Genomic DNA, 24,645 nt, shown 5'->3' on the forward strand with positions numbered 1-24,645 from the left:
CCCCAATAAAATGCCCCAACAACCGCCATCTGGCGGCGATATGCCCATGGTCATCAGCAAACCCGATCAAAGCGATCAGCAACCCCGAGCCAAGTAATGCTACAAATTGCTCCATACTCATCACACTGCCCATCAAAACCACTGGAAGTGCGCAAATAAAGCTGAAAACGATAGCTACACCGCCTCCACGAGGCGTGGGGACGGAATGTGAACTACGCGCATTGGGGATATCCATAAGGCTTTTCGATAATGCGTAGCGACGTAACAGCAACGTCAATAGCCAAGACGCACCAAACACCACCAACAACACCCATCCAAGAATCATTTTGTATTTTTTTCCATGTAGTGACGAGCAGTTTGACGCATTGACCTTTCGGCGGGGATCCGAGGAACCCAGTCCAATAGCTTGCGGTTCTTATTAATATCAACCTGCAGAGACTCCCCCAAGCGCCTTGATATCGCTTGTTTACGCAGAATGAATGCCGCCAGACTCAACACGGTAAACGGCACTGGTATCAGTACTACTTTTTTACCAAACGCGCTCGCCAAACTCCGCAGCAATTCACTGGTAGAAACGTCCTCTCCATCGCTGACAAGAAATGTATTACCAGCGGCTGCCGGATGATCGATACATGTAACCAGCAGGTCTACTAGGTTGCCGATTGAGACCAAACTCCGTCGATTATCTATACTGCCGAGTGGTAGAGGCAGTCCTCGATGGATCCAACGCAGCATATTCAGAAAATTGGCTTTCACACCAGGTCCATAGACCAGTGGCGGACGGATAATAACAACCTCCATTCCCGTCTCTTGGCTCAGGAACCGCAACTGTTCTTCCGCCTCGAACTTGGATAAAGCATACGGGTCCGCTGGTACAGGTACGTCATCGGCGGTGAACGGTTTATCGCGATCGGTCTTTTCACCGTTGACTTTGATAGAGCTGACAAAAACAAATCGCTTTACTCCCGAAGCCGCCGCGTGCTTTGCCAGCCTTAGTGTTCCCTGAACATTGATTTTTCGAAATTCCTGGAGAGCATCCTCAGATGTTTCCTTCATGACATGAACACGAGCCGCTGCGTGAACAACGACGGATACTTCGTTCATAGGGGGTAATGCATCGATCTTGGTCAAATCAAAATAAGCTATCGGACAGAGGCCCTGCAATCGGGAGGAGCTACGCAGCGCCGCGATCGGAATCCACTTCCTGTCCAAGAGCAACCTGAAAACAAGCGCTTCCCCCACAAAACCGCTGGCTCCAGTAACTAGAACCTTGCCTATCAAGTTCTTTTCCCCATCAGTGCGGTGGCCCAGCAGACAATGAAAAAGAAAACCTTATCACGGACTCGACGTCGACAATGCTTGGCATTCAAGGAGAGCTTCATCAGTTGACAAGGACGCAATGTCATCCAACTCACCACAAATGGATCGGTATCCTTCCCCACCAGTTTGGCAATTCTCTGGACCTGTCCGAACCACCATCCATCATGGATAGTTCGATAACGTGAAATCAAAGGATTTAGACCGGCGTTGGCACCCACTTGATTGTTTGCATGCTGTCGGTAACTCATTGAAGGAATCGGATCGATATACCACTGATAGCAACGGCTTCGGGCAAATGCATAACAGAACCAGTCATGGAGGCTGACATCCTGAAGCGCTTCCCAATTGGAAAGTACCGACTTCTTTAACGCTTGCATCAACGCTCGACTCATTACATAAGTACAACCGGGCCCCGCAGCCTCAAACAGATAATCCCATTTGACCTGAGGTTGAGACTTATCTAATAAAAGTGTCCGATCATCCGGCCAAAAAGCAGTGACATTGCTGGAGTAACCATCGACGCTTTGCCGCCCAATTTCAGTTACCGCGCGCTCAAGCTTGTCAGAATTCCAGATATCATCCTGATCGGCGAATGCAAAAAAATCGAAATCAGCTGTATCAACATCTCTGACAAGTCGAAAGAAGTTTCGCGAAGCACCGCCGAACGTTCCTGCGAAAGGCAGTACGACTACCCTTGGATGATTGGCTGCAAAGGACTCACACCAGGCTTCGGTCCCATCGCTTGATGGATCGATGCTGACATAAATCGTAAGATCAACACCTGATTGCGCCAGAATCGAATCTATCTGTTCTTCGATCCAACGCATACCGTTGTAGGCAGCGAGTAACACTGCAATTTTGGGTGATTTTAATAGCATGCCATCCTGCTTGCATCATTGAGCGCTGAAACATAAAAGTCTAAAAATAGCACTTTTCAGAGACGGCTGGAGTCCAGGAGCTTTTGCAGGTATTGCCCATACCCTGTCTTTTTCAAACCCTGCGCTTGAACTTCCAACTGTTTTGCAGTTATCCAGCCATTATTAAAAGCAATTTCTTCCAGGCAAGCTACTTTCAAGCCCTGTCGCTTTTCAATTGTATGTACAAAATGGCTAGCTTCAAGAAGTGAATCATGTGTCCCTGTATCCAACCAGGCAAAACCACGACCCAATGTCTCAACGCTCAGCGCATTTCTCTCAAGGTAAATGCAATTCACATCGGTAATCTCCAGCTCTCCACGCGAGGAGGGTTTTATACTCTTAGCGATATCCACGACATCATTGTCATAGAAATACAATCCCGTCACAGCGTAGTTTGATTTCGGCTTCAGTGGCTTTTCTTCAATACTCAATGCTTGCCCGCTTGCATCAAACTCTACCACCCCAAATCGCTCGGGATCGGACACGTGGTATCCAAAGACTGTGGCGCCGCTCTTTTTAATATTGGCAGAACGCAAATTATCCGAAAAATGCTGGCCGTAAAAAATATTATCGCCCAGAATCAGACAACATGGATCATCGCCAATAAACTCTTCACCAATAATGAAGGCCTGAGCCAAACCGTCGGGACTTGGTTGTTCGGCATAGCTCAGACTGACGCCGTATGCACTCCCATCTCCCAGTATCTTACGAAATAACGGCAAATCTTCAGGCGTGGAGATTATTAAAATCTCACGCATTCCTGCGAGCATTAATACTGAAAGCGGATAAAAGATCATCGGCTTGTCGTAGATCGGCAGCATCTGCTTGGACACACCCAGCGTCAACGGGTGTAGACGTGTTCCCGAGCCGCCAGCGAGGATGATGCCTTTACGATTTGTCGTGCTCATTTATTCAGAACTTCCCTAAGCATTCGAGTTACGCCAATTTGCCAATCCGGCAAATGGATAGAAAAATTGTCGCGGAGCTTTTTGGTATTCAGCCGCGAATTCAGAGGACGACGTGCTGGCGTTGGATAGGCGGTCGTTTCAATTGGATTGATCACCCTCACTGCGAACTGTTCACCATTGGCCTGGGCGAAGTCGATCACATGGCTGGCATAACCGAACCACGACACCTCCCCCCCAGCGGCCAAGTGATACAGGCCCGACAACTCAGGTCGCTGAAGTAACTGCCGGATAACCAATGCGGTGATGTCAGCAATGAGATCTGCACCCGTTGGGGCCCCGAACTGATCGGAGATGACATTGAGAGTTTCACGCTCCCGCGCCAGACGTAGCATGGTCTTGGCGAAATTGTTGCCACGAGCGCCATAGACCCAACTGGTGCGGAAGATCAAATATTTGCAGCCAGATGCGGCAATTGCCTGCTCGCCCGCCAACTTGCTGGCACCGTAGTGATTCACGGGCGCCACCGCGTCTGACTCTTGCCAGGGTAACGACCCCACCCCACTGAATACGTAGTCAGTCGAGTAATGAATCAGCCAGGCGCCGACATTCTCAGCCTCTTCAGCAATGACCTGGCTTGCCTGTCCATTTATGCGATCAGCCACTTCGGTCTCGGACTCCGCTTTATCAACAGAGGTGTAGGCCGCCGCATTGACGATGACATCAGGCCCGACCAAGCGAATCGTCGCACGCAGAGCGTCGAGATCAGACAAATCCCCGCAAAGCCCATCGACCACATGGCGATCCAGGGCGATCAATTCACCGAGCGGCGCAAGTGAGCGTTGCAGCTCCCAACCTACCTGACCGTTCTTTCCCAGCAGCAGGATCTTCATGCCTTGCTCAACCGACCGGCGTAATTCTGATCGATCCAGTGCTGATAGCTACCGCTCTTCACGTGAGCAACCCAATCGGCATTGTTGAGATACCACTCGACCGTCTTGCGAATGCCCGTTTCAAACGTTTCTTCCGGCACCCAACCCAACTCACGCTGGATTTTGCTGGCGTCAATGGCATAGCGCTGATCGTGACCCGGGCGATCTTCAACATAGGTGATCAGACTCGCATGGGGGCGATAAGCGGAATCCGGACACAGCTCATCAAGAAGCGCGCAAAGCGTTTCCACCACTTCGATGTTTTGCTTTTCGTTATGCCCACCGATGTTGTAAGTCTCGCCAACCACACCCTCGGTCACAACCTTGTAAAGCGCCCGCGCATGATCTTCAACGTAGAGCCAGTCACGGATCTGATGGCCTTTGCCGTAGACGGGAAGCGGCTTGCCCTCTAGCGCATTGAGTATCACCAGCGGGATCAATTTTTCAGGAAAATGGCACGGGCCGTAATTGTTGGAACAGTTGGTCACTAGCGTCGGGAGACCATATGTACGCGCCCAGGCCCGGACCAGATGATCAGAGCTGGCCTTGCTGGCCGAATATGGGGAACTGGGCTGATAAGGCGTAGTTTCAGTGAAAAGATCTTCCGGCCCTTCCAGATCACCATAAACCTCATCAGTTGAAATATGGTGGAAGCGAAAAAGGGTCTTACGGGCATCATCTAAAACAGCCCAATATTGCCGCGCCGCTTCAAGCAGATTGTACGTGCCGATTATGTTGGTCTGAATGAACTCGGAGGGCCCACTGATCGACCGATCCACATGGGACTCGGCAGCCAGATGCATGATGACATCCGGCTGATGCTCGCGCAGGACACGATCCACTTGCTCACGATCGCAGATATCCACACGCTCAAATGCATAACGGGAACTTCCGCTCACTTCAGCGAGAGATTCCAGATTGCTGGCATAGGTCAGCTTATCGACGTTAATGACACTATCGTCAGTATGGGAAATGACGTGCCGAATGACCGCCGAACCGATGAATCCGGCGCCGCCGGTTATTAAAATTTTCACGCGGAACAAAGCCCTTGGCTGCTGACAGGCCACCAATGAGCGCTGTCTAATCCATGAATGCACAAGCCTGAAAAAACAAGGCTTATGTCAGAGTCAGTCTGCATCGATGAGGGACAGGCCACCATCGAACAAGGGTTGCATTTTACAGCTTAATCGACGTTTTACTAATGGATACGGACAGGCAGTGACGCAAACGCGATGGACATCCGACACCTGTCGTTATCAGACAAGACGCTTTCGCTCCACTCGAGAAAAACACCCCAAAAACCATCCAAGCACAGGCCCGATCAACATACCCATGAGCAACGCAACAACTACGACCAAAGAGACTGGAAGCTGAGGCCCCGACCAGCCAAGAAACAACAACGATACCGATTGCTGGTTTTCAAGAATGAAAGCCAGGACAACCAGCACCAACAAAAGAATCGAAACGCCAAGGATCAAGCGCTTGAAATTACGCATCAGGATTACTCCCCTGAGAACCGATAGAGAGGATCAACCTTCTTCCTCTTCCTCGTTTACACGATCACGCAGCTCTTTGCCTGGCTTGAAATGCGGAACGAATTTACCGTCAAGGCTGACAGACTGACCGGTCTTTGGATTACGACCGACCCGCGGCGCACGATAGTGCAAAGAAAAGCTGCCAAAACCACGGATCTCGATACGATCCCCTGTGGCCAGACACTGGGACATTTGCTCAAGCATGGTCTTGATGGCCAGCTCTACATCTTTGGATGAGAGCAGCCCCTGATGGGTGACAATTCGTTCGATCAACTCCGACTTCGTCATATTTTTCCCTTCTTTTTCAAGCAGCTAGATCAGCGCTTGAAAGGTTTTAGCACGCCCGGAAGATTTTGAACAGCCCAGGGCTTGACATATCTTTCCGCTCGCCAAAACGCCCATTTTCAGGGCATCGGATTGCAAGCCCATGAACGCCCACTCACCGACAAATCACCAGCATGGTTCGAGTGACGTAGCCAGCAGGATTGAAGCCGAAGGGAAACTCATCTTCTTCCCGGGCATCATCAGAACGCGTAATCACCTTATAGCCTGCGCCCTTGCACTCCTTGGCGGCGCGCTTCTGACACCTCTCCCAGCCTGAGCCCAAGCCCGAGCAGTCGACTTCGATGCCGCTGACTCCACGCACCGCATGGGTCTTGGCGCTGGTAGTGCAACCCGCCAACATCAACACACTCACCAAGACTATAAACTTTTTCATTCACTTCCTTATACCAGGCGCCTGCCAGACTACTGCGATCTTCAGACTAAGCCTAGACGCGAATAGACGATTGATCCGATTAAAGAAACAGACCGCCACGCAAAGGGAATGGTTTCACCCGAATAGCCAGAGAGCGATACCTCACCAAATCGCAGGCACAAAAAAGGGCGACCGAAGTCGCCCTTTTTCATGATCAGACAGAACTCAGTTCTGTTTGGCCATTGCTTGACGCAGCAGTGCAGCCATAGTGGTGTCAGCTGCTTCACCTTCCGGAGCGGTTTTCAGGCTCTGGATGGCTTCTTTCTCTTCAGCATCATCTTTCGATTTGATCGACAGCTGAATTACACGGCTCTTACGATCAACGCTGATGATCTTGGCTTCTACTTGCTGGCCTTCTTTCAGAACGTTGCGCGCGTCTTCAACGCGGTCACGACTGATTTCGGAGGCTTTCAGAGTCGCTTCGATATCGTCGGCCAGAACGATGATGGCGCCTTTGGCGTCAACTTCTTTCACGGTGCCAGTAACGATTGCGCCTTTGTCGTTAACCGAGACGTACTCGGAGAACGGATCGCTTTCCAGTTGCTTGATACCCAGGGAGATACGCTCACGCTCCGGGTCAACCGACAGGATAACGGTGTCCAGCTCATCACCCTTCTTGAAACGACGTACGGCTTCTTCGCCCACTTCGTTCCAGGAGATGTCGGACAGGTGAACCAGACCGTCGATGCCGCCGTCCAGACCAATGAAGATACCGAAATCGGTGATCGACTTGATGGTGCCGGAGATCTTGTCGCCCTTGTTGAACTGGCCAGAGAAGTCTTCCCATGGGTTCGACTTGCACTGCTTGATGCCCAGGGAGATACGACGACGCTCTTCGTCGATGTCCAGAACCATGACTTCCACTTCGTCGCCGACTTGTACGACTTTCGAAGGGTGGATGTTCTTGTTGGTCCAGTCCATTTCCGAAACGTGTACCAGACCTTCAACGCCTTCTTCCAGCTCAGCGAAGCAGCCGTAGTCGGTCAGGTTGGTTACACGAGCGGTAACGCGAGTGCCTTCTGGGTAACGAGCTTTGATAGCAACCCATGGATCTTCGCCCAGTTGCTTCAGGCCCAGGGAAACACGGTTGCGTTCGCGATCGTATTTCAGAACCTTGACGTCGATTTCGTCACCAACGTTGACGATCTCGGAAGGATGCTTGATGCGCTTCCAGGCCATGTCGGTGATGTGCAGCAGGCCGTCCACGCCACCCAGATCGACGAATGCGCCGTAATCGGTGAGGTTTTTGACGATACCTTTGACTTGCTGGCCTTCCTGCAAGGATTCCAGCAGAGCTTCACGCTCGGCGGAGTTCTCGGCTTCCAGGACGCTGCGACGGGAAACGACAACGTTGTTGCGCTTCTGGTCCAGCTTGATGACCTTGAATTCCAGCTCTTTGCCTTCCAGGTGCGTGGTGTCGCGCACTGGACGGACGTCAACCAGGGAACCTGGCAGGAACGCACGGATGCCGTTAACGTCGACAGTGAAGCCGCCTTTAACCTTACCGTTGATAACGCCCTTGACCACTTCCTCAGCTGCGAAGGCTGCTTCCAGAACGATCCAGCATTCAGCGCGCTTGGCTTTTTCACGGGACAGCTTGGTTTCACCGAAACCGTCTTCAACCGAGTCCAGAGCAACGTGAACTTCGTCACCGACGTTGATGTTCAGTTCGCCAGCGTCGTTGTAGAACTGCTCCAGCGGGATCAGTGCTTCGGACTTCAGGCCAGCGTGAACGGTTACCCAGCGAGCCTGGTAATCGATATCAACGATAACACCGGTGATGATGGAGCCTGCCTGAAGGTTCAGGGTCTTTAGGCTTTCTTCAAAGAGTTCCGCAAAGCTTTCGCTCATTTTAATTCCTGTTGATTAGGGCGAAAAATACGCCCATCTCCACATCCCAGACAATGTGGGTTAGTTTCATTTAAAAGAAGCGCCACAGGACTATGACTGGTCCCCTGCAGCCTTCTTGGTCACCCGGCGATATCGCGAATGGCGATCTCACTCATGATGCGTTCAAGCACCTGATCGATGGACAACTCCGTGGAATCCAGCTGTATGGCGTCAGCCGCCGGCTTGAGCGGGGCCACCGCTCGCTGGGTATCACGCTCGTCGCGCGCACGGATCTCATCTAGCAGACTCGACAGACTAACACCCTCGACTTTGCCCTTCAACTGCAAATATCGGCGGCGCGCCCGCTCCTCGGCACTGGCGGTCAGGAAAATCTTCAGCGGCGCATCGGGAAACACCACTGTGCCCATGTCGCGACCATCGGCCACCAGACCCGGAAATTCCTGGAAAGCACGCTGGCGCTGCAGCAGCGCCTCGCGCACAGCCGGCAATGCGGCCACCTGGGAAGCGCCTGATCCGACGCTTTCAGTACGGATGACATCGCTGACTTCGTCACCTTCCAGAATGATGCGTTGCAGTTGACCGTCGGTCGCCGCGATGAACTGCACATCCAGATGAGCAGCCAGTTTCTTCAGCAGCTCTTCATTGGTCAGGTCGACACCGTGGTTGTGCGCAGCAAATGCCAGCAGGCGATACAGCGCACCGGAGTCCAGCAGGTTCCAGCCCAGACGCTTGGCCAGAATCCCGGCTACGGTGCCTTTGCCCGAGCCGCTTGGCCCGTCGATGGTGATGACCGGTGCAATGTTGTTCACGACTGAGCCTCTTGCGCCACACGAATGCCGACCTGCGCGCAGAGCGCCAGGAAGTTCGGGAACGATGTCGCGACGTTGGCGCAGTCATGGATGCGGATCGGTGCCGTGGCGCGCAGCGAGGTCACGCTGAATGCCATCGCGATGCGGTGATCGCCATGACCATGCACTTCGCCGCCGCCGATCTGGCCGCCGTCGATGATGATGCCGTCCGGGGTCGGTTCGCACTTGACGCCCAGCGCCAGCAAACCGTCCGCCATGACCTGGATACGGTCCGATTCCTTGACCCGCAGCTCTTCGGCGCCGGTCAGCACGGTGCGCCCTTCGGCGCAGGCCGCGGCCACGAACAGCACCGGGAACTCGTCGATGGCCAGTGGAACCAGCGCTTCCGGAATCTCGATACCCTTGAGTTTAGCTGCTCGCACACGCAGGTCGGCAACCGGCTCGCCACCCACTTCACGCTGGTTTTCCAGAGTGATGTCGGCGCCCATCAGACGCAGGATGTCGATCACGCCGGTGCGTGTCGGGTTGATGCCGACGTGCTCGAGCACCAGCTCCGAACCTTCGGCGATCGACGCGGCCACCAGGAAGAACGCCGACGACGAGATGTCGCCAGGCACTTCGATGTGGGTCGCGGTCAACTTGCCACCAGACTCAACCGATGCCGTGGCACCGCTGACGCTCACCGGATAGCCAAAGCCGCGCAGCATACGCTCGGTGTGATCACGGGTTGGTGCCGGCTCGGTGACAGTGGTCTTGCCTTCGGCGTACAGACCCGCCAGCAGCAGGCAGGATTTAACCTGGGCACTGGCCATCGGCATGGTGTAGGTCAGGCCCTTGAGCTTGTGACCGCCACGAATGGTCATCGGCGGACGACCGTCGGCAGCGGTTTCGATCACGGCGCCCATTTCCCGCAGCGGGTTGGCGACGCGGTTCATCGGGCGCTTGGACAGCGAAGCGTCACCAGTCAGGGTGCTGTCGAAATCCTGCGCGGCCAGCAGGCCGGACAGCAGGCGCATCGAAGTGCCGGAGTTGCCCAGATAGATCGGGCCCGGCGCAGGCTTCAGGCCGTGCAGGCCGACACCGTGGATGGTCACGCGACCGTGATGCGGGCCTTCAATGACCACGCCCATGTCGCGGAACGCCTGCAGGGTCGCCAGAGCGTCTTCGCCCTCGAGGAAGCCTTCGACTTCAGTGACGCCTTCAGCCAGGGAACCGAGCATGATGGAACGGTGGGAAATCGATTTGTCACCTGGTACGCGAATCCGACCGGACAGGCGGCCACCAGGTTGAGCCAGGAAAATCAGATCGTTGGAATTCATAGCGTCCACATAGGCCCTGCGGGCCAGGATTTTACTGAAATGCTCGCGGGCAACCCGGGCGCGCGTGAAGACGCCCAACAATTGGTGCCCATCCCCTGCATCGACCGCGTCGCGCAAGGCGTCGAGGTCGCTGCGAAATGTATCGAGAGTGCGCAGGACAGCCTCGCGGTTGGCGAGAAAGATGTCATGCCACATGACCGGGTCGCTTCCGGCGATTCTTGTGAAATCACGGAAACCGCCCGCAGCGTAACGGAAGATCTCAAGGTTTTCATTGCGCTTGGCCAGCGAATCGACCAGACCGAAGGCCAGCAGGTGCGGCAGATGACTGGTTGCGGCCAGCACTTCATCGTGACGCTCGACCTGCATGTGCTCGACGTCGGCGCCCAGCTCGCGCCACAAGCGATCCACCACCGCCAGCGCATCCGGATCGGTCTGCTCCAGCGGGGTCAGAATCACTTTGTGACGGCGGAACAGCTCTGAGTTGGAGGCTTCAACCCCGCTCTGCTCGGAGCCGGCAATCGGATGCCCCGGCACGAAACGCGCCGGCATGCCGCCGAACGCTTCGGTCGCCGCGCGCACCACATTGCCCTTGGCGCTGCCGACATCCGTGAGAATCGCCTGCCCCAGGTCCATGCCGGCCAGACGGGCCAGCACTTTTTCCATGGCCAGGATCGGCACCGCCAACTGGATCACGTCCGCGCCCTGGCAAGCCGCCATCAGGTCGTCTTCGCAACGATCCACCACGCCCAACTCGACCGCCAGCTTGCGCGATTGCGGGTCGAGATCGACCCCGACCACTTCGCGGCACACGCCGCTTTCACGCAAGCCTTTGGCAAACGAACCACCGATCAACCCCAGACCGACCACCACCAGGCGCCCGATCATAGGTGCAGCAGATTGCAGCGCAGTGACATCACCCACGAGCCAGAACCTTGCGCAGCGCTTCGAGGAAGCGGCTGTTTTCCGCCGGCAGACCGATGGTCACCCGCAGATGGTTCGGCATGCCGTAGTTGGCCACCGGACGCACGATCACGCCTTCGCGCAGCAGGCCCTGAAATACAGGAGCCGCCACCTGACCGAGGTCGACGCAGATAAAGTTGCCCTTGGACGGAATCCAGCTCAGACCCAGCTCGCGAAAACCCGCTTCCAGCTGTTGCATGCCGGATTCGTTGAGCTGACGGCTCTGCGCCAGATATTCCTCGTCTTTCAACGCCGCACACGCCGCAGCCAAGGCCAGACTGTTGACGTTGAACGGCTGGCGTACGCGGTTCAGCACGTCCGCTACCACCGGGGTGGACAAGCCGTAACCGACGCGCAGCGCCGCCAGACCATAGGCCTTTGAGAACGTGCGCGAGACCAGCAGATTCGGGTAAGCGGCGAGGAAATCCAGACCATCCGGCAGATCGCTGCCTTCGGCGTATTCGATGTAGGCCTCGTCCAGCACCACCAGCACATGCTCCGGCACATCCTGCAGGAACTCGTCCAGCGCTTCGGCGCCGAACCAGGTACCGGTCGGGTTGTTCGGGTTGGCGATGAACACGACGCGGGTGTTGGCGTCGATGGCGGCCAGCATCGCCGGCAGGTCATGCCCCCAATCCTTGGCCGGAACGACCTTGGCCTGAGCGCCGACCGCCTGGGTCGCGATCGGGTAGACCGCGAACGCGTGCTCGCTGAACACCGCATTCAGGCCCGGCGCCAGATAGGCGCGCGCCACCAGCTCGAGAATGTCGTTGGAGCCGTTACCCAGGGTCACCTGGTTCAGCTCGACACGGCACTGCTCGGCCAGCAGGGATTTCAAGGCAAAACCGTTGCCGTCCGGATAACGGGTCAGCTCGTCCAGCGCTTCGCGGATTGCGGCCAGCGCTTTCGGACTCGCGCCCAACGGATTTTCGTTGCTCGCCAGTTTGACAATGCTCGCCGGATCCAGGTCCAGTTCGCGAGCCAGCTCGTCCACGGGTTTGCCCGGTACGTATGGCGAAAGTTGTTGCACGCCCGGCTGTGCCAGAGCGAGGAAGTTGCCACTCATTGCTACCACCCCTTAAAGAACTGCTTTCGGGTAGGAACCCAGCACCTTGAGTGCTACTGCTTCCTGACTGATCTTTTCCAGTACACCCTTGATCAGCGGATCACGGTGATGGCCGACGAAGTCGATGAAGAACACGTAGGTCCATTTACCACTGCGCGACGGACGGGTTTCGATCCGGGTCAGGTCGATCCCGTTGTCATGGAACGGCACCAGCAGCTCGTGGAGCGCGCCGGGCTTGTTGCTCATGGACACGATGATCGAAGTTTTGTCGTCGCCGGTCGGCGGCACTTCCTGGTTACCGATCATCAGGAAGCGCGTGGAGTTGTCCGGGCGATCCTCGATCTTCTCGGCCAGACGGGTCAGGCCGTACAACCCGGCCGCCATATCACCGGCGATCGCCGCCGAATTCCACTCACCCTTGACCCGCTTGGCCGCCTCGGCGTTGCTGGACACCGCCACGCGCTCGACATTCGGGTAATGGGCGTCCAGCCACTTGCGGCACTGCGCCAACGACTGGGCATGGGAATAGATGCGGCTGATGCTGTCGGTCTTGGTGTTTTCACCGACCAACAGGTGGTGGTGAATCCGCAGCTCGACTTCGCCGCAGATCACCATGTCGTGCTCGAGGAAGCTGTCGAGGGTGTGGTTGACCGCGCCTTCAGTGGAGTTTTCCACCGGCACCACGCCAAAATTCACCGCACCGGCCGCCACTTCACGGAACACTTCGTCGATCGCCGCCATCGGCTTGCTGATCACCGCGTGTCCAAAGTGCTTCATGGCCGCCGCTTGGGTGAAGGTGCCTTCCGGACCGAGATAAGCGACTTTCAGCGGATTCTCGAGGGCCAGGCACGAAGACATGATTTCGCGGAACAAACGCGCCATCTCTTCATTGCCCAGCGGCCCCTTGTTGCGCTCCATGACGCGCTTGAGGACCTGCGCCTCACGCTCGGGACGGTAGAACACCGGCTGCTCACCTTCGGCCAGACTGGCCATCTTGACTCGAGCAACTTCTTCGGCGCAGCGCGCGCGATCACTGATCAGCTGGAGAATCTTCTCATCCAGGTTATCGATGCGAACGCGCAGCGCCTTGAGCTCCTGCTCGGACATCAGGAATGCTCCTTCTCGAATTCAGCCATGTAGCCAACCAGCGCCTCGACGGCGTCCAGACCCAGGGCGTTGTAGATCGAGGCACGCATGCCGCCGACCGAACGATGACCCTTGAGGTTGAGCAGGCCACGAGCGTCGGCGCCGGCCAGGAAAGCCTTGTCCAGACGCTCGTCAGCCAGACGGAACGGCACGTTCATCCACGAGCGGGCGTTGGTGCTGATCGGGTTGGTATAGAAATCGCTGTTGTCGATGAAGCCGTACAGGCGATCTTTCTTCGCCTTGTTGCGCTGTTCCATCGCGGCGACGCCGCCCTGCTCCTTCAGCCACTCGAAAACCAGGCCCGAGAGGTACCAGGAATAGGTGGCCGGGGTGTTGTACATCGAACCGTTATCGGCCGAGACCTTGTAGTCGAGCATGGTCGGGCACGAACTGCGGGCGCGGCCCAGCAGGTCTTCACGGACGATCACGACAACCAGACCGCTCGGACCAATGTTCTTCTGCGCGCCGGCGTAGATCAGGCCGTACTGCGACACATCGATCGGACGCGAGAGGATATCGGAGGACATGTCGACCACCAGCGGAACGTCACCGGCCTCGGGAACCCAGTCGAACTGCAGACCGCCGATGGTTTCGTTGGACGCATAGTGCAGATAGGCCGCACCCGGAGTCAGGTTCCACTCGTTCTGACCAGGGATGGCCAGGTAGTCATAAGGCTTGGCGCTGGCGGCAACGTTGATATTGCCGAAGCGACGCGCTTCCTCGATGGCTTTCTTCGACCAGATGCCGGTTTCGACATAGTCGGCAGTACCGTTCTCGGGCAGCAGGTTCAGCGGAATCTCGGCGAACTGTTGGCTCGCACCGCCCTGCAGGAACAGCACTTTGTAATTGGAGGGGATGGACAGCAGGTCGCGCAGGTCTTGCTCAGCCTTCTCGGCAATGGCCACGTAGTCATCGCTGCGATGGCTCATTTCCATGACCGACAGACCCTTGCCGTGCCAGTCGAGCATCTCGGACTGGGCACGCAACAGGACAGCTTCAGGCAGCGCAGCGGGACCTGCGCAGAAGTTATAGGCTCGTTTGCTCACATCCACTCTCGCTATGCAATCACGGTAGCGGACAGAGCAAACACTCTGCCCTGCTACGATTTGGTTAGTCTTGCGACTCTTCTTCGTCTGCGGCGTCCGCCTGCAGGTTGTCGACCGCATCGTCCGGTTCGGCGCCGATCACGCCTTCTTCCAGCTCGACACCTTCTTCGCCTTCCAGCTCGTCACCTTCAACTTCCGAAGGCTCCTGAACCCGCTCCAGACCGACCAGGGTTTCATCCTTGGCCAGCTTGATCAGGGTCACGCCCTGGGTGTTACGACCCAGGCTGGAGACTTCATCGACACGGGTACGCACCAGCGTGCCCTGGTCGGAAATCAGCATGATCTCCTCGCCGTCGAGCACCTGAACCGCACCGACCAGACGGCCGTTACGCTCGTTGCTGACCATGGCGATCACGCCCTGGCCACCACGCTTGTACTCGGGGAACTCGGTGATCGCGGTGCGCTTGCCATAACCACGCTCGGAAGCGGTGAGGATCTGGCTGCCTTCTTCCGGGATCAGCATCGAAATCAGCTTCTGCCCTTCCGGCAGACGCATGCCGCGCACACCGCGGGCGGTACGGCCCATGGCACGAACGTCGGATTCCTTGAAGCGGGTCACCTTGCCGCCGTCGGAGAACAGCATCACTTCACGCTCGCCATCGGTGATGGCCGCGGAAATCAGCACGTCGCCTTCGTCCAGCTCCAGCGCGATCAGACCGACGCTGCGCTGACGGCTGAAGGATTCCAGCGGGGTCTTCTTCACGGTGCCGTTGGCGGTGGCCATGAAGATGTAGTGACCTTCGGTGTATTCCTCGACGGGCAGCATGGTGGTGATGTATTCACCGTCATCCAGCGGCAGCAGGTTGACCAGCGGACGACCACGGGCGGCGCGGGACGCTTCCGGAATTTCGTAGGTCTTCAGCCAGTACACCTTGCCCTTGCTGGAGAACAGCAGCAGCGTGGTGTGGCTGTTGGCGACCAGCAGGTGAGCGATGTAGTCCTCATCCTTCACGCCGGTAGCCGATTTGCCTTTACCGCCACGACGCTGGGCCTGGTACGCAGCCAGCGGCTGGGTCTTGGCATAGCCACCGTGGGAGATGGTCACGACGCGCTCTTCTTCCGGGATCATGTCGCCCAGAGTCAGGTCGAGACGGGCATCGAGGATTTCGGTACGGCGCACGTCGCCGTATTCGGCGCGGATCACTTCCAGCTCTTCGCGGATCACTTCCATCAGGCGCACGGCGCTGTTGAGGATGCGGATCAGCTCGCCGATCTGGTTGAGGATCTCTTGATACTCGGCCAGCAGCTTTTCGTGTTCCAGACCGGTCAGGCGGTGCAGACGCAGTTCCAGAATGGCTTGCGCCTGCTCTGGCGACAGGAAGTACTTGCCGTCGCGCAGACCGTATTGCGGATCGAGGTTTTCCGGACGGCACGAATCGGCACCGGCACGCTCAACCATCGCCACCACGGCAGTGGATTCCCACGGCGTGCTGACCAGCGCTTCCTTGGCTTCCGACGGAGTCGGCGAAGCCTTGATCAGGGCGATCACCGGGTCGATGTTCGACAGGGCAACGGCCTGCCCTTCGAGGATGTGACCACGCTCGCGCGCCTTGCGCAGTTCGAACACGGTACGGCGGGTAACCACTTCGCGGCGGTGACGGACGAAGGCTTCCAGCAGGTCCTTGAGGTTGAGGATCCGTGGACGACCGTCGATCAGCGCAACGATGTTGATGCCGAATACCGATTGCAGCTGGGTCTGGGCGTAGAGGTTGTTGAGGATCACCTCAGGCACTTCGCCGCGACGCAGCTCGATCACGACGCGCATACCGTCCTTGTCGGACTCGTCGCGCAGTTCGGTGATGCCTTCGAGTTTCTTCTCTTTTACCAGCTCGGCGATCTTCTCGATCAGGCGTGCCTTGTTCAGCTGGTAAGGGAGTTCGGTGATGACGATCTGCTGACGGCCACCGACCTTGTCGATGTCTTCGATGATCGAACGGGCGCGCATGTAAATGCGGCCACGGCCGGTGCGGTAGGCTTCGATGATGCCGGCGCGACCGTTGATGATCGCGGCAGTCGGGAAGTCCGGACCGGGAATGTATTGCATCAGCTCATCGACGGTCAGCTCGGGGTTGTCGATGAGGGCCAGGCAACCGTCGATAACTTCACCGAGGTTGTGCGGCGGAATGTTGGTCGCCATGCCCACGGCGATGCCGCTGGAACCGTTGACCAGCAGGTTCGGCACGCGGGTCGGCATGACCGCCGGGATCAGTTCGGTGCCGTCATAGTTCGGCACCCAGTCCACGGTTTCCTTGTGCAGGTCGGCCAGCAGCTCGTGCGCCAGCTTGGTCATGCGCACTTCGGTGTATCGCATGGCCGCGGCGTTGTCGCCGTCCACCGAACCGAAGTTGCCCTGGCCGTCGACCAGCAGGTAACGCAGGGAGAATGGCTGCGCCATGCGGACGATGGTGTCGTACACCGCGGTATCACCGTGCGGGTGATACTTACCGATCACGTCACCGACGACACGGGCAGATTTCTTGTACGGCTTGTTGAAGTCGTTGCCCAGCTCGCTCATCGCGAACAGCACGCGACGGTGCACGGGCTTCAAGCCATCGCGCGCATCCGGCAGTGCACGACCGACGATCACGCTCATCGCGTAGTCGAGATAGGACTGTTTCAGCTCGTCTTCGATATTGACCGGGAGGATTTCTTTGGCCAGTTCGCCCATGAGAAGCCTGATTCCTTTTTCTGGTGAAACTTCGCCATATCCATAGGGGACGCACGAAGCTCGTCGATGCAGGCCGAGTGCCATGCGTCGACTTACGACAAATCGACAAGTTGACCCTGGATTTGCGCAGTGAAGACAACCCCGTGGGACTGCCTCGGAAAACGCCGGATGTTATCACAAGAGCCGCCACGCACCTATCCCCCAGATGCGCATGGAGCATAGTTAGATGACCGATGACAGGCTTAACGGGGACGAGAGAGGCTCAGAGCCTCCCTGAATGCAAATTTCGGTACGAAATTACGGATGTTTATTGACTTTCAAGACCCCTTCGCGAGCAAGCTCGCTCCAACAGGGTTCTGCGGCGATCACAAAACCTGTGGGAGCGAGCCTGCTCGCGAAGAAGATAACGCAGACATCAAGCCAATCAATGCAGGCGCTTGCGGCACATCAACTGCGCCATTTTCGCGGTATCCGGGCGCTCGACGATGCCTTTTTCGGTGACGATCGCATCGATCAGGTCCGCCGGGGTCACGTCAAACACCGGGTTGAACGCCTCAACGTCAGCCCCGACACGTTTGCCGCCAACCTCCAGCAACTCGGCGCCATCGCGTTCTTCGATCGGAATGTCATCACCGCTGGCCAGATTCATGTCGATGGTCGAGCTCGGCGCCACCACCATGAAACGCACGCCGTGGTGCATGGCGTTGACCGCCAGTTGATAGGTGCCGATCTTGTTCGCCACGTCACCGTTGGCGGTAATCCGGTCGGCGCCGACGATCACCCAGGTCACGCCTTTGGTTTTCATGATGTGCGCGGCAGCGGAGTCAGCATTCAGGGTCACCGGAATGCCTTCGTTGGCCAGTTCCCACGCGGTCAGGCGCGAGCCTTGCAGCCACGGCCGGGTCTCGTCGGCGTAGACGCGCTCGACCATGCCTTCGATGAATGCGGCACGAATCACCCCGAGCGCCGTGCCGAAACCGCCGGTAGCCAAGGCGCCGGTGTTGCAGTGCGTCAGAATCGCCTGGGCATTGCCCTGATGCTTGCGGATCAGGTCGACACCGAGCTGGGCCATGGTCAGGTTGGCTTCGCGATCGCTTTCATGGATGGCGATGGCTTCGGCTTCCAGCGCCACCAGCGGATCGGCGTTTTCCTTCAAACGATCCAGCCGGTCGTGCATGCGGTTCAACGCCCAGAACAGGTTGACCGCCGTTGGACGGGAATCGGCCAGCAGCATGAAATCCTCTTCCAGCGCCGCGTACCAGTCGCCGCCCTCGGCAATCCGGGCACGGGCCGCCAGCACGATGCCGTAGGCGGCACTGATGCCGATAGCCGGCGCACCGCGCACCACCATCGAACGAATCGCTTCGGCCACGCCGGCGGCGCTGGTGTAGGCGACCCAGTTTTCCTCGAACGGCAAAACGCGCTGATCCAGCAGGTGGAGCGCGCCATCACGCCAATCGATGGCCTTTACTTTCTCCGCAGCCAACAGTCGATCGCGCATCCCTCACCCCGCACTCATGAACAAAAGCCGCCGATTATAGCGATCCCCCCGCGAAGACGCTCGGGTATACTTCGCCATCCTTTACAAAAGCACTGGAACCGACCCTCGATGCCGAAACCTGCCATTGCGCTCGACTTATTATTGCTGCCGACCTGGCTGGTACCCGTCGAACCCGCAGGCGTTGTGCTCAAGGAGCACGGCCTGGGCATTCGCGACGGCCGCATCGTGTTCATCGGCCCGCGTGCCGAAGCGCTGAAGTGTAACGCCGCCGAAGTCCGCGATCTGCCGGACGTGCTGCTCAGCCCCGGCCTGATCAACGCCCACGGCCACGCCGCGATGACGCTGTTCCGTGGTCTGGCCGACGATCTGCCGCTGATGACCTGGCTGGAAAACCACATCTGGCCGGCCGAGGGCAAATGGGTCGATGAAGATTTTGTGCGTGACGGCACCGATCTGGCCATCGCCGAGCAGATAAAAGGTGGCATCACCTGTTTCTCGGACATGTACTTCTTCCCCAAGGTTGCCAGCGAGCGCGTGCACAACAGCGGAATCCGTGCGCAGATCGCGATTCCGATCCTCGACTTCCCGATTCCGGGTGCCGCCAGCGCCGATGAAGCCATTCGTCAGGGCGTCGAACTGTTCGGCGACCTGAAGCATCACGAGCGCATCAAGATCACTTTCGGCCCTCATGCACCCTACACCGTGGGCGACGAGAACCTGGAAAAAATCCGCGTGATTGCCGAAGAGCTGGACGCCTCGATCCACATGCATGTCCACGAAACCGCGTTCGAAGTGCAGCAAGCGGTCGAACAGCGCGGCGAACGCCCGCTGGCCCGCCTCGGTCGTCTCGGCCTGCTCGGCCCGCGTTTCCAGGCCGTGCACATGACCCAGATCAGCGATGACGACCTGGCGTTGCTGGTAGAAAGCAACACCAGCGTGATCCATTGCCCGGAGTCGAACCTGAAACTGGCCAGCGGCTTCTGCCCGGTGGAGCGCCTGTGGCAGGCCGGGGTCAACGTCGCGGTCGGCACCGATGGCGCCGCGAGCAACAATGACCTGGATCTGCTGGGCGAAACCCGCACCGCCGCCCTGCTGGCCAAGGCTGTCGCCGGCTCGGCCACCGCACTGGACGCCCACCGGGCGCTGCGCATGGCCACGCTGAACGGCGCGCGAGCCCTGGGAATCGAAGCCGAGACCGGCTCGCTGGAGCTCGGCAAGGCCGCAGACATCGTCGCCTTCGACCTGTCCGGCCTGGCGCAACAACCGATCTATGACCCGGTCTCGCAGCTTATATACGCCACCGGCCGCGACTGCGTGAAACACCTGTGGGTCGCCGGCAAGCAGTTGCTCGACGACCGCCGCCTGACCCGACTGGACGAACAACAGCTCGGCGAAACCGCCCGGGCCTGGGGCCGACGCATCAGCGGCCACACCGAATCGTAAACACCCCGGGGCACACTCCGGGGCTACAGCCTTTTTCAAGTTTTAGAGGATTGAATCATGAGCAACGTCGACCACGCCGAAATCGCCAAATTCGAAGCCCTGGCCCACCGCTGGTGGGACCGCGAAAGCGAGTTCAAACCGCTGCACGACATCAACCCGCTGCGGGTCAACTGGATTGACGAGCGTGTCAATCTGGCCGGCAAGAAGGTCCTCGACGTCGGTTGCGGCGGCGGCATTCTCAGCGAAGCCATGGCCCAGCGCGGCGCGACCGTGACCGGTATCGACATGGGCGAAGCGCCACTGGCGGTCGCGCAACTGCATCAGCTGGAATCCGGCGTGAACGTCGAATACCGTCAGATCACCGCCGAAGCCCTGGCCGAAGAAATGCCCGAGCAGTTCGACGTCGTCACCTGCCTGGAAATGCTCGAGCACGTACCGGACCCGTCCTCGGTGATCCGCGCCTGCTTCCGCATGGTCAAGCCCGGCGGCCAGGTGTTCTTCTCCACCATCAACCGCAACCCGAAGGCCTACCTGTTCGCCATCATCGGTGCCGAATACATCATGAAGCTGCTGCCGCGCGGCACTCACGATTTCAAGAAATTCATTCGCCCGTCCGAGCTGGGCGCCTGGAGCGGCATGGCCGGCCTGACCGTCAAGGACATCATCGGTCTGACCTACAACCCGCTGACCAAGCACTACAAGCTGGCGGCGGACGTTGACGTCAACTACATGATCCAGACCCTGCGCGAGGAGTAAGCCGATGGCCATCAGAGCAGTCCTTTTCGACATGGACGGCACTCTGCTCGACACCGCGCCGGACTTCATCGCCATCTGCCAGGCGATGCGCGCGGATCGCGGCTTGCCGCCGATGAACGACAAACACATCCGCGATGAAATCTCCGGCGGCGCCAAGGCCATGGTCGCGGTGACGTTCTCGATGGATCCGGAGTCGCCGGGCTTCGAGGAGTTGCGCCTGGAGTTCCTCGAGCGCTATCTGGTGGGCTGCGCCGTGCACAGCAAGCTGTTCGACGGCATGGGCGAATTGCTGACCGACATCGAGAAGGCCAATCTGGTCTGGGGCGTGGTCACCAACAAGCCGCTGCGCTTCGCCGAGCCGATCATGCAGCAACTGGGGCTGGCCGAGCGCTCCGCGCTGCTGATCTGCCCGGATCACGTGAAGAACAGCAAGCCGGATCCCGAGATGCTGACCCTGGCCTGCAAGATGCTTGATCTGGATCCGTCGACCGTCCTGTTCATCGGCGATGATTTGCGCGATATCGAATCCGGCCGTGACGCCGGCACCAAAACCGCTGCCGTGACCTATGGCTACATCCACCCGGACGACAACCCTCGGCACTGGGGCGCGGACGTGGTGGTGGATCATCCGCTGGAATTGCGCAAGGTGCTGGATAACGCACTCTGCAGCTGCTGAGACCTGACGCGGAGCGTCGTTGGCTGCATTCCTTTGCTGCGCAGGGGAACGATCTGACTCTTGATGAGGTTTTTTATGTTTGATTACACCGCTCGCCCCGAATTGCTCAAGGATCGGGTCATTCTGGTCACCGGTGCCGGTCGTGGCATCGGTGCGGCGGCCGCCAGGACATACGCCGCCCACGGCGCGACCGTGCTGCTGCTGGGCAAGACCGAAGCCAATCTGACCCAGGTCTATGACGAGATCGAAGCAGCCGGGCATCCACAGCCCGCCGTGATCCCGTTCAACCTCGAAACCGCCCTGCCCCATCAATACGATGAGCTGGCGGCGATGATCGAGACCGAGTTCGGCCACCTCGACGGCCTGTTGCACAACGCCTCGATCATTGGGCCGCGCACGCCGATCGAGCAGTTGTCCGGTGAAAACTTCATGCGTGTCATGCAGGTCAACGTCAACGCGATGTTCATGCTGACCAGCACCCTGCTGCCGCTGCTGAAGCTTTCACAGGATGCTTCGGTGGTGTTCACCTCCAGCAGCGTCGGGCGCAAGGGCCGGGCTTACTGGGGCGCTTATGGCGTGTCGAAGTTTGCCACTGAAGGGTTGATGCAGACTCTGGCCGATGAAATCGACGGCGTGGCGCCGGTACGCTCAAACAGCATCAATCCGGGCGGCACCCGCACGAGCATGCGCGCACAGGCGTACCCCGGTGAGAACCCACTGAACAACCCGACACCGGAAGAAATCATGCCGGTCTATCTGTACCTGATGGGCCCGGACAGCACGGGTATCAATGGCCAGGCCTTCAACGCCCAGTAATGCCATACGTCGCAATTGTTGCCGTGACGGAATCCCGTCGCGGCAGGCAATTGCCGCCTTCAGTACCTCCAACTCTGTCAAACAACCACCACCTACTCCGCTCTAAAAAATCCAAACTATTGATTCTCAACGGTTTTCAAAAAATATGAACCGTATGGCATGACTTTCGCTCTACATCTCCTCAAAGCACGCCGTGTGAAGGCAGCCGGGCAGGGCCTGATGCGATAGCTGACTAATCGTCATCGGGCAGACTAAACTTACCCCAAATGTCCTACGGGACTGATGGATCAGTATGACGCGCAGCCCATAGCCGCTCTCACCCAGCCTGTAAGACAGACTTACTGCTTAGGGGCTCACGCCATATGAAATCACCCTCCCAGACCACTGCAATTGACTTCGACAGTGCCAAATTGCAACGCCTGGGCTTTGGTCAGCAGCCTCCCCTGCTGGCGCGACCTGTCAGCCTGGCGCAATTGCGCCAGCACATGAGCCTGCAACTGCAAACCAGCCTTGAGCCTCAACGCATCCTCGGTCTGTTTTTCCGCGAAGTTCAGCGCCTGGTGCCCCTGGACGCCCTGACCTACGTGCACGACGGCAGCGACCTGCGCCTGGAGTTCGGTGCTCGCGGGCACCATTCGGCCAGCTATAGCCTCAGCCACGAAGGCGAGCATATGGGTGAGTTGGTGTTCCGCCGCAACCAGCGCTTCAACGAACAGGAACTGGGTTATCTCGAATCACTGCTGTCGGCCCTGCTGTACCCGATGCGCAATGCATTGCTTTACCGCGCCGCCACTCAGAGCGCCCTGCGTGATCCGTTGACCGGAGCCGGTAACCGCATTGCGATGGAGCAGACGCTGCTGCGAGAAATCGAAATGTCGCGCCGGCACCTGCAACCACTGTCGGTGCTGATGCTGGATATCGACCACTTCAAACAGGTCAACGACCTTCATGGTCACAGCGCCGGCGATGACGTCCTCAAAGCCGTGGCCGCGTCAATCAAGGGCCAGTTGCGCAATGTCGACATGGTGTTCCGTTATGGCGGGGAAGAATTTCTGATCCTGCTGTCCAACACCGGTCGCGATGCGGCCGCCATGGTCGGCGAGCGCCTTCGTCAGGCGGCGCAGACCCAGGATTACTACGCCAATAATCAATTGATCGAACTGACCGTGAGCCTCGGCTGCTCGACCCTGTTGCCGGGCGAATCCGCCGACAGCCTGTTGCGTCGCGCCGACAGCGCGCTCTATGTCGCCAAGCGCGAAGGCCGCAATCGCCTGACCATGGCAGGCTAGATTTTCTGCGCCAACAAAAAACGGGAGCCAAGGCTCCCGTTTTTTTATGGGTGTCGCCCAAATCAGCTCTCGACCAGCGCCCGACGCTCACGCCCGACCAACACCCGCTCCGACAGCTCAAGCTGCATGCAGCGCTCAAGGAACAGGTACATGTAGTCGTAACTCTTGCAGATGGCCTGTCGCAGTTCCGCCTGCAAGGCTTTGCTCGGGTTTAGCCCGGCGAGGGTGCAGATAATCTCCAGCGCTTCCCACGGGTGCGCGTCATCGTACTGGGCGTGCATCTTCAGCCACTTCATGGCCCGTTTGCGATCTTCTTCAGGGAAAGCGGCGGCATAGACACCCGTCGAACACACCAGCGCCGACCACTCCCCGGTTGCGCCTTCGATGGCGTAGTTGGTGGCCGCGATGGCCACGATCAGTGAATCCGCCGAACTGGTGTGCCAGCACCAGTGGCTCAGAGCATGCAACTCCGGTGGCACTTGTTGCGCTTGCAGATCTTCCAGGCTCACCCCATGGGCCCGGCTCCAGTGCACCCAATAATCGGCGTGGTTGAGTTCGACGCGGATGTTGCGCATCAGCCAGCGCCGCGCCATGTCCTCGCCCGGGTGGCGGGCGAATTTGGTTTTGGTCAGGTTCTGCGCCATGTACAACGCGAATTGCTCAACGACGGGCCAGCCCCCGATCAGGTACTGGCGCATGGTTCTGGCGCTGAGCTTGTTATCACGCATGCGCAGATAAAGTTCATGTTCGACAACCCGGCGTTTGCTCTCGCTGCAATCCTGGATCAACTGTTGCGCCCAGGCGGGATAACTTGCAGCTTCCATGAGTGGTCCGGTTCGGTTGAATGTGTCGATCACTGTTCGGCTCCTTTTG

The 24,645-nt window shown here is 58.2% G+C and carries 22 protein-coding genes and 1 pseudogene; 5 read left to right on the plus strand and 18 right to left on the minus strand.

The window, feature by feature from the left end; all coding sequences use genetic code 11:
• The 17 genes and pseudogenes from AC07Y2_RS24600 to mtnA form a co-directional block, all read right to left on the minus strand.
• Positions 1 to 325, minus strand: a pseudogene (locus tag AC07Y2_RS24600) (glycosyl transferase); the annotation flags it as partial.
• The gene (locus tag AC07Y2_RS24605) at positions 322 to 1,281 is read right to left on the minus strand and encodes a UDP-glucose 4-epimerase family protein (RefSeq protein WP_103387080.1); all 960 of its coding nucleotides are present in this window, start codon (positions 1,279 to 1,281) and stop codon (positions 322 to 324) included. The pseudogene AC07Y2_RS24600 and the gene AC07Y2_RS24605, both read right to left, overlap by 4 nt.
• The gene (locus AC07Y2_RS24610) at positions 1,278 to 2,198 is read right to left on the minus strand and encodes a glycosyltransferase (protein ID WP_103387081.1); all 921 of its coding nucleotides are present in this window, start codon (positions 2,196 to 2,198) and stop codon (positions 1,278 to 1,280) included. The genes AC07Y2_RS24605 and AC07Y2_RS24610 overlap by 4 nt, the downstream gene beginning before the upstream one ends.
• Before the next feature lie 56 nt (positions 2,199 to 2,254).
• Positions 2,255 to 3,145, minus strand: a complete 891-nt coding sequence (gene rfbA, locus AC07Y2_RS24615) for a glucose-1-phosphate thymidylyltransferase RfbA (RefSeq protein ID WP_103387082.1) — start codon at positions 3,143 to 3,145, stop codon at positions 2,255 to 2,257.
• Entirely contained in the window at positions 3,142 to 4,035 is an 894-nt protein-coding gene (rfbD, locus tag AC07Y2_RS24620; RefSeq protein ID WP_103387083.1) for a dTDP-4-dehydrorhamnose reductase, read from the minus strand. The genes rfbA and rfbD overlap by 4 nt, the downstream gene beginning before the upstream one ends.
• Entirely contained in the window at positions 4,032 to 5,108 is a 1,077-nt protein-coding gene (gene rfbB / locus AC07Y2_RS24625) for a dTDP-glucose 4,6-dehydratase (RefSeq protein ID WP_103387098.1), read from the minus strand. Before rfbB ends, rfbD begins: the two co-directional genes overlap by 4 nt.
• A 222-nt stretch (positions 5,109 to 5,330) precedes the next feature.
• Entirely contained in the window at positions 5,331 to 5,570 is a 240-nt protein-coding gene (locus AC07Y2_RS24630) for a lipopolysaccharide assembly protein LapA domain-containing protein (protein ID WP_103387084.1), read from the minus strand.
• A 33-nt stretch (positions 5,571 to 5,603) separates the two neighbouring features.
• The gene (gene ihfB, locus AC07Y2_RS24635; protein ID WP_100939092.1) at positions 5,604 to 5,897 is read right to left on the minus strand and encodes an integration host factor subunit beta; all 294 of its coding nucleotides are present in this window, start codon (positions 5,895 to 5,897) and stop codon (positions 5,604 to 5,606) included.
• A gap of 151 nt (positions 5,898 to 6,048) precedes the next feature.
• The gene (locus AC07Y2_RS24640) at positions 6,049 to 6,327 is read right to left on the minus strand and encodes a hypothetical protein (RefSeq protein ID WP_103387085.1); all 279 of its coding nucleotides are present in this window, start codon (positions 6,325 to 6,327) and stop codon (positions 6,049 to 6,051) included.
• 204 nt (positions 6,328 to 6,531) lie between these two features.
• A complete protein-coding gene (gene rpsA / locus AC07Y2_RS24645) occupies positions 6,532 to 8,217 on the minus strand; it encodes a 30S ribosomal protein S1 (RefSeq protein WP_085647508.1) in 1,686 nt (561 codons plus the stop codon).
• A gap of 119 nt (positions 8,218 to 8,336) precedes the next feature.
• Complete coding sequence (gene cmk, locus AC07Y2_RS24650) at positions 8,337 to 9,026, minus strand: (d)CMP kinase (protein ID WP_039770555.1); 690 nt, start codon at positions 9,024 to 9,026, stop codon at positions 8,337 to 8,339.
• Entirely contained in the window at positions 9,023 to 11,230 is a 2,208-nt protein-coding gene (locus AC07Y2_RS24655; protein ID WP_256587073.1) for a bifunctional prephenate dehydrogenase/3-phosphoshikimate 1-carboxyvinyltransferase, read from the minus strand. The genes cmk and AC07Y2_RS24655 overlap by 4 nt, the downstream gene beginning before the upstream one ends.
• Before the next feature lie 28 nt (positions 11,231 to 11,258).
• Positions 11,259 to 12,371: a histidinol-phosphate transaminase gene (gene hisC, locus AC07Y2_RS24660; RefSeq protein ID WP_007950914.1), complete on the minus strand. Its 1,113-nt coding sequence runs from the start codon at positions 12,369 to 12,371 to the stop codon at positions 11,259 to 11,261.
• Positions 12,372 to 12,383: 12 nt separating this feature from the next.
• Positions 12,384 to 13,478, minus strand: a complete 1,095-nt coding sequence (gene pheA / locus AC07Y2_RS24665) for a prephenate dehydratase (RefSeq protein WP_007950913.1) — start codon at positions 13,476 to 13,478, stop codon at positions 12,384 to 12,386.
• A complete protein-coding gene (gene serC, locus AC07Y2_RS24670; protein ID WP_103387087.1) occupies positions 13,478 to 14,563 on the minus strand; it encodes a 3-phosphoserine/phosphohydroxythreonine transaminase in 1,086 nt (361 codons plus the stop codon). Before serC ends, pheA begins: the two co-directional genes overlap by 1 nt.
• 64 nt (positions 14,564 to 14,627) lie before the next feature.
• The gene (gene gyrA / locus AC07Y2_RS24675; protein ID WP_039770558.1) at positions 14,628 to 17,291 is read right to left on the minus strand and encodes a DNA gyrase subunit A; all 2,664 of its coding nucleotides are present in this window, start codon (positions 17,289 to 17,291) and stop codon (positions 14,628 to 14,630) included.
• A gap of 424 nt (positions 17,292 to 17,715) precedes the next feature.
• Positions 17,716 to 18,792, minus strand: a complete 1,077-nt coding sequence (gene mtnA / locus AC07Y2_RS24680; protein ID WP_074688034.1) for an S-methyl-5-thioribose-1-phosphate isomerase — start codon at positions 18,790 to 18,792, stop codon at positions 17,716 to 17,718.
• 108 nt (positions 18,793 to 18,900) lie between these two features.
• Here mtnA and AC07Y2_RS24685 point away from each other — a divergent pair, with 108 nt between their 5' ends.
• The 5 genes from AC07Y2_RS24685 to AC07Y2_RS24705 all read left to right on the plus strand — a co-directional run bounded on the left by AC07Y2_RS24685 (position 18,901) and on the right by AC07Y2_RS24705 (position 23,772).
• A complete protein-coding gene (locus AC07Y2_RS24685) occupies positions 18,901 to 20,235 on the plus strand; it encodes a TRZ/ATZ family hydrolase (protein WP_103387088.1) in 1,335 nt (444 codons plus the stop codon).
• A 57-nt stretch (positions 20,236 to 20,292) separates the two neighbouring features.
• A complete protein-coding gene (gene ubiG, locus AC07Y2_RS24690; protein ID WP_103387089.1) occupies positions 20,293 to 20,991 on the plus strand; it encodes a bifunctional 2-polyprenyl-6-hydroxyphenol methylase/3-demethylubiquinol 3-O-methyltransferase UbiG in 699 nt (232 codons plus the stop codon).
• A gap of 4 nt (positions 20,992 to 20,995) precedes the next feature.
• The gene (mupP, locus tag AC07Y2_RS24695) at positions 20,996 to 21,667 is read left to right on the plus strand and encodes an N-acetylmuramic acid 6-phosphate phosphatase MupP (protein ID WP_103387090.1); all 672 of its coding nucleotides are present in this window, start codon (positions 20,996 to 20,998) and stop codon (positions 21,665 to 21,667) included.
• A 75-nt stretch (positions 21,668 to 21,742) separates the two neighbouring features.
• A complete protein-coding gene (locus AC07Y2_RS24700) occupies positions 21,743 to 22,483 on the plus strand; it encodes a YciK family oxidoreductase (protein WP_039770568.1) in 741 nt (246 codons plus the stop codon).
• A gap of 362 nt (positions 22,484 to 22,845) precedes the next feature.
• Positions 22,846 to 23,772 carry a GGDEF domain-containing protein gene (locus AC07Y2_RS24705; protein ID WP_074688038.1) on the plus strand — a complete coding sequence of 309 codons (927 nt, stop codon included), beginning with the start codon at positions 22,846 to 22,848 and terminating at the stop codon, positions 23,770 to 23,772.
• Positions 23,773 to 23,834: 62 nt separating this feature from the next.
• Here AC07Y2_RS24705 and AC07Y2_RS24710 read toward each other — a convergent pair whose 3' ends face one another.
• Positions 23,835 to 24,629 (minus strand): iron-containing redox enzyme family protein, encoded by a 795-nt coding sequence (locus tag AC07Y2_RS24710; protein ID WP_039770573.1) that lies wholly within the window; start codon positions 24,627 to 24,629, stop codon positions 23,835 to 23,837.
• Positions 24,630 to 24,645 lie beyond the last annotated feature (16 nt).

The sequence above is a fragment of the Pseudomonas sp. GW456-12-1-14-TSB6 genome (genome assembly GCF_059424205.1).

What these genes read in the sequence shown, in the direction of transcription:
- AC07Y2_RS24610 (WP_103387081.1), bottom strand. Translation starts at nt 2,198, where the DNA reads ATGCTATTAAAATCACCCAAAATTGCAGTGTTACTCGCTGCCTACAAC.
- rfbA (WP_103387082.1), bottom strand. Translation starts at nt 3,145, where the DNA reads ATGAGCACGACAAATCGTAAAGGCATCATCCTCGCTGGCGGCTCGGGA.
- rfbD (WP_103387083.1), bottom strand. Translation starts at nt 4,035, where the DNA reads ATGAAGATCCTGCTGCTGGGAAAGAACGGTCAGGTAGGTTGGGAGCTG.
- AC07Y2_RS24630 (WP_103387084.1), bottom strand. Translation starts at nt 5,570, where the DNA reads ATGCGTAATTTCAAGCGCTTGATCCTTGGCGTTTCGATTCTTTTGTTG.
- ihfB (WP_100939092.1), bottom strand. Translation starts at nt 5,897, where the DNA reads ATGACGAAGTCGGAGTTGATCGAACGAATTGTCACCCATCAGGGGCTG.
- AC07Y2_RS24640 (WP_103387085.1), bottom strand. Translation starts at nt 6,327, where the DNA reads ATGAAAAAGTTTATAGTCTTGGTGAGTGTGTTGATGTTGGCGGGTTGC.
- rpsA (WP_085647508.1), bottom strand. Translation starts at nt 8,217, where the DNA reads ATGAGCGAAAGCTTTGCGGAACTCTTTGAAGAAAGCCTAAAGACCCTG.
- AC07Y2_RS24655 (WP_256587073.1), bottom strand. Translation starts at nt 11,230, where the DNA reads ATGATCGGGCGCCTGGTGGTGGTCGGTCTGGGGTTGATCGGTGGTTCG.
- hisC (WP_007950914.1), bottom strand. Translation starts at nt 12,371, where the DNA reads ATGAGTGGCAACTTCCTCGCTCTGGCACAGCCGGGCGTGCAACAACTT.
- pheA (WP_007950913.1), bottom strand. Translation starts at nt 13,478, where the DNA reads ATGTCCGAGCAGGAGCTCAAGGCGCTGCGCGTTCGCATCGATAACCTG.
- gyrA (WP_039770558.1), bottom strand. Translation starts at nt 17,291, where the DNA reads ATGGGCGAACTGGCCAAAGAAATCCTCCCGGTCAATATCGAAGACGAG.
- mtnA (WP_074688034.1), bottom strand. Translation starts at nt 18,792, where the DNA reads ATGCGCGATCGACTGTTGGCTGCGGAGAAAGTAAAGGCCATCGATTGG.
- AC07Y2_RS24685 (WP_103387088.1), top strand. Translation starts at nt 18,901, where the DNA reads ATGCCGAAACCTGCCATTGCGCTCGACTTATTATTGCTGCCGACCTGG.
- ubiG (WP_103387089.1), top strand. Translation starts at nt 20,293, where the DNA reads ATGAGCAACGTCGACCACGCCGAAATCGCCAAATTCGAAGCCCTGGCC.
- mupP (WP_103387090.1), top strand. Translation starts at nt 20,996, where the DNA reads ATGGCCATCAGAGCAGTCCTTTTCGACATGGACGGCACTCTGCTCGAC.
- AC07Y2_RS24700 (WP_039770568.1), top strand. Translation starts at nt 21,743, where the DNA reads ATGTTTGATTACACCGCTCGCCCCGAATTGCTCAAGGATCGGGTCATT.
- AC07Y2_RS24705 (WP_074688038.1), top strand. Translation starts at nt 22,846, where the DNA reads ATGAAATCACCCTCCCAGACCACTGCAATTGACTTCGACAGTGCCAAA.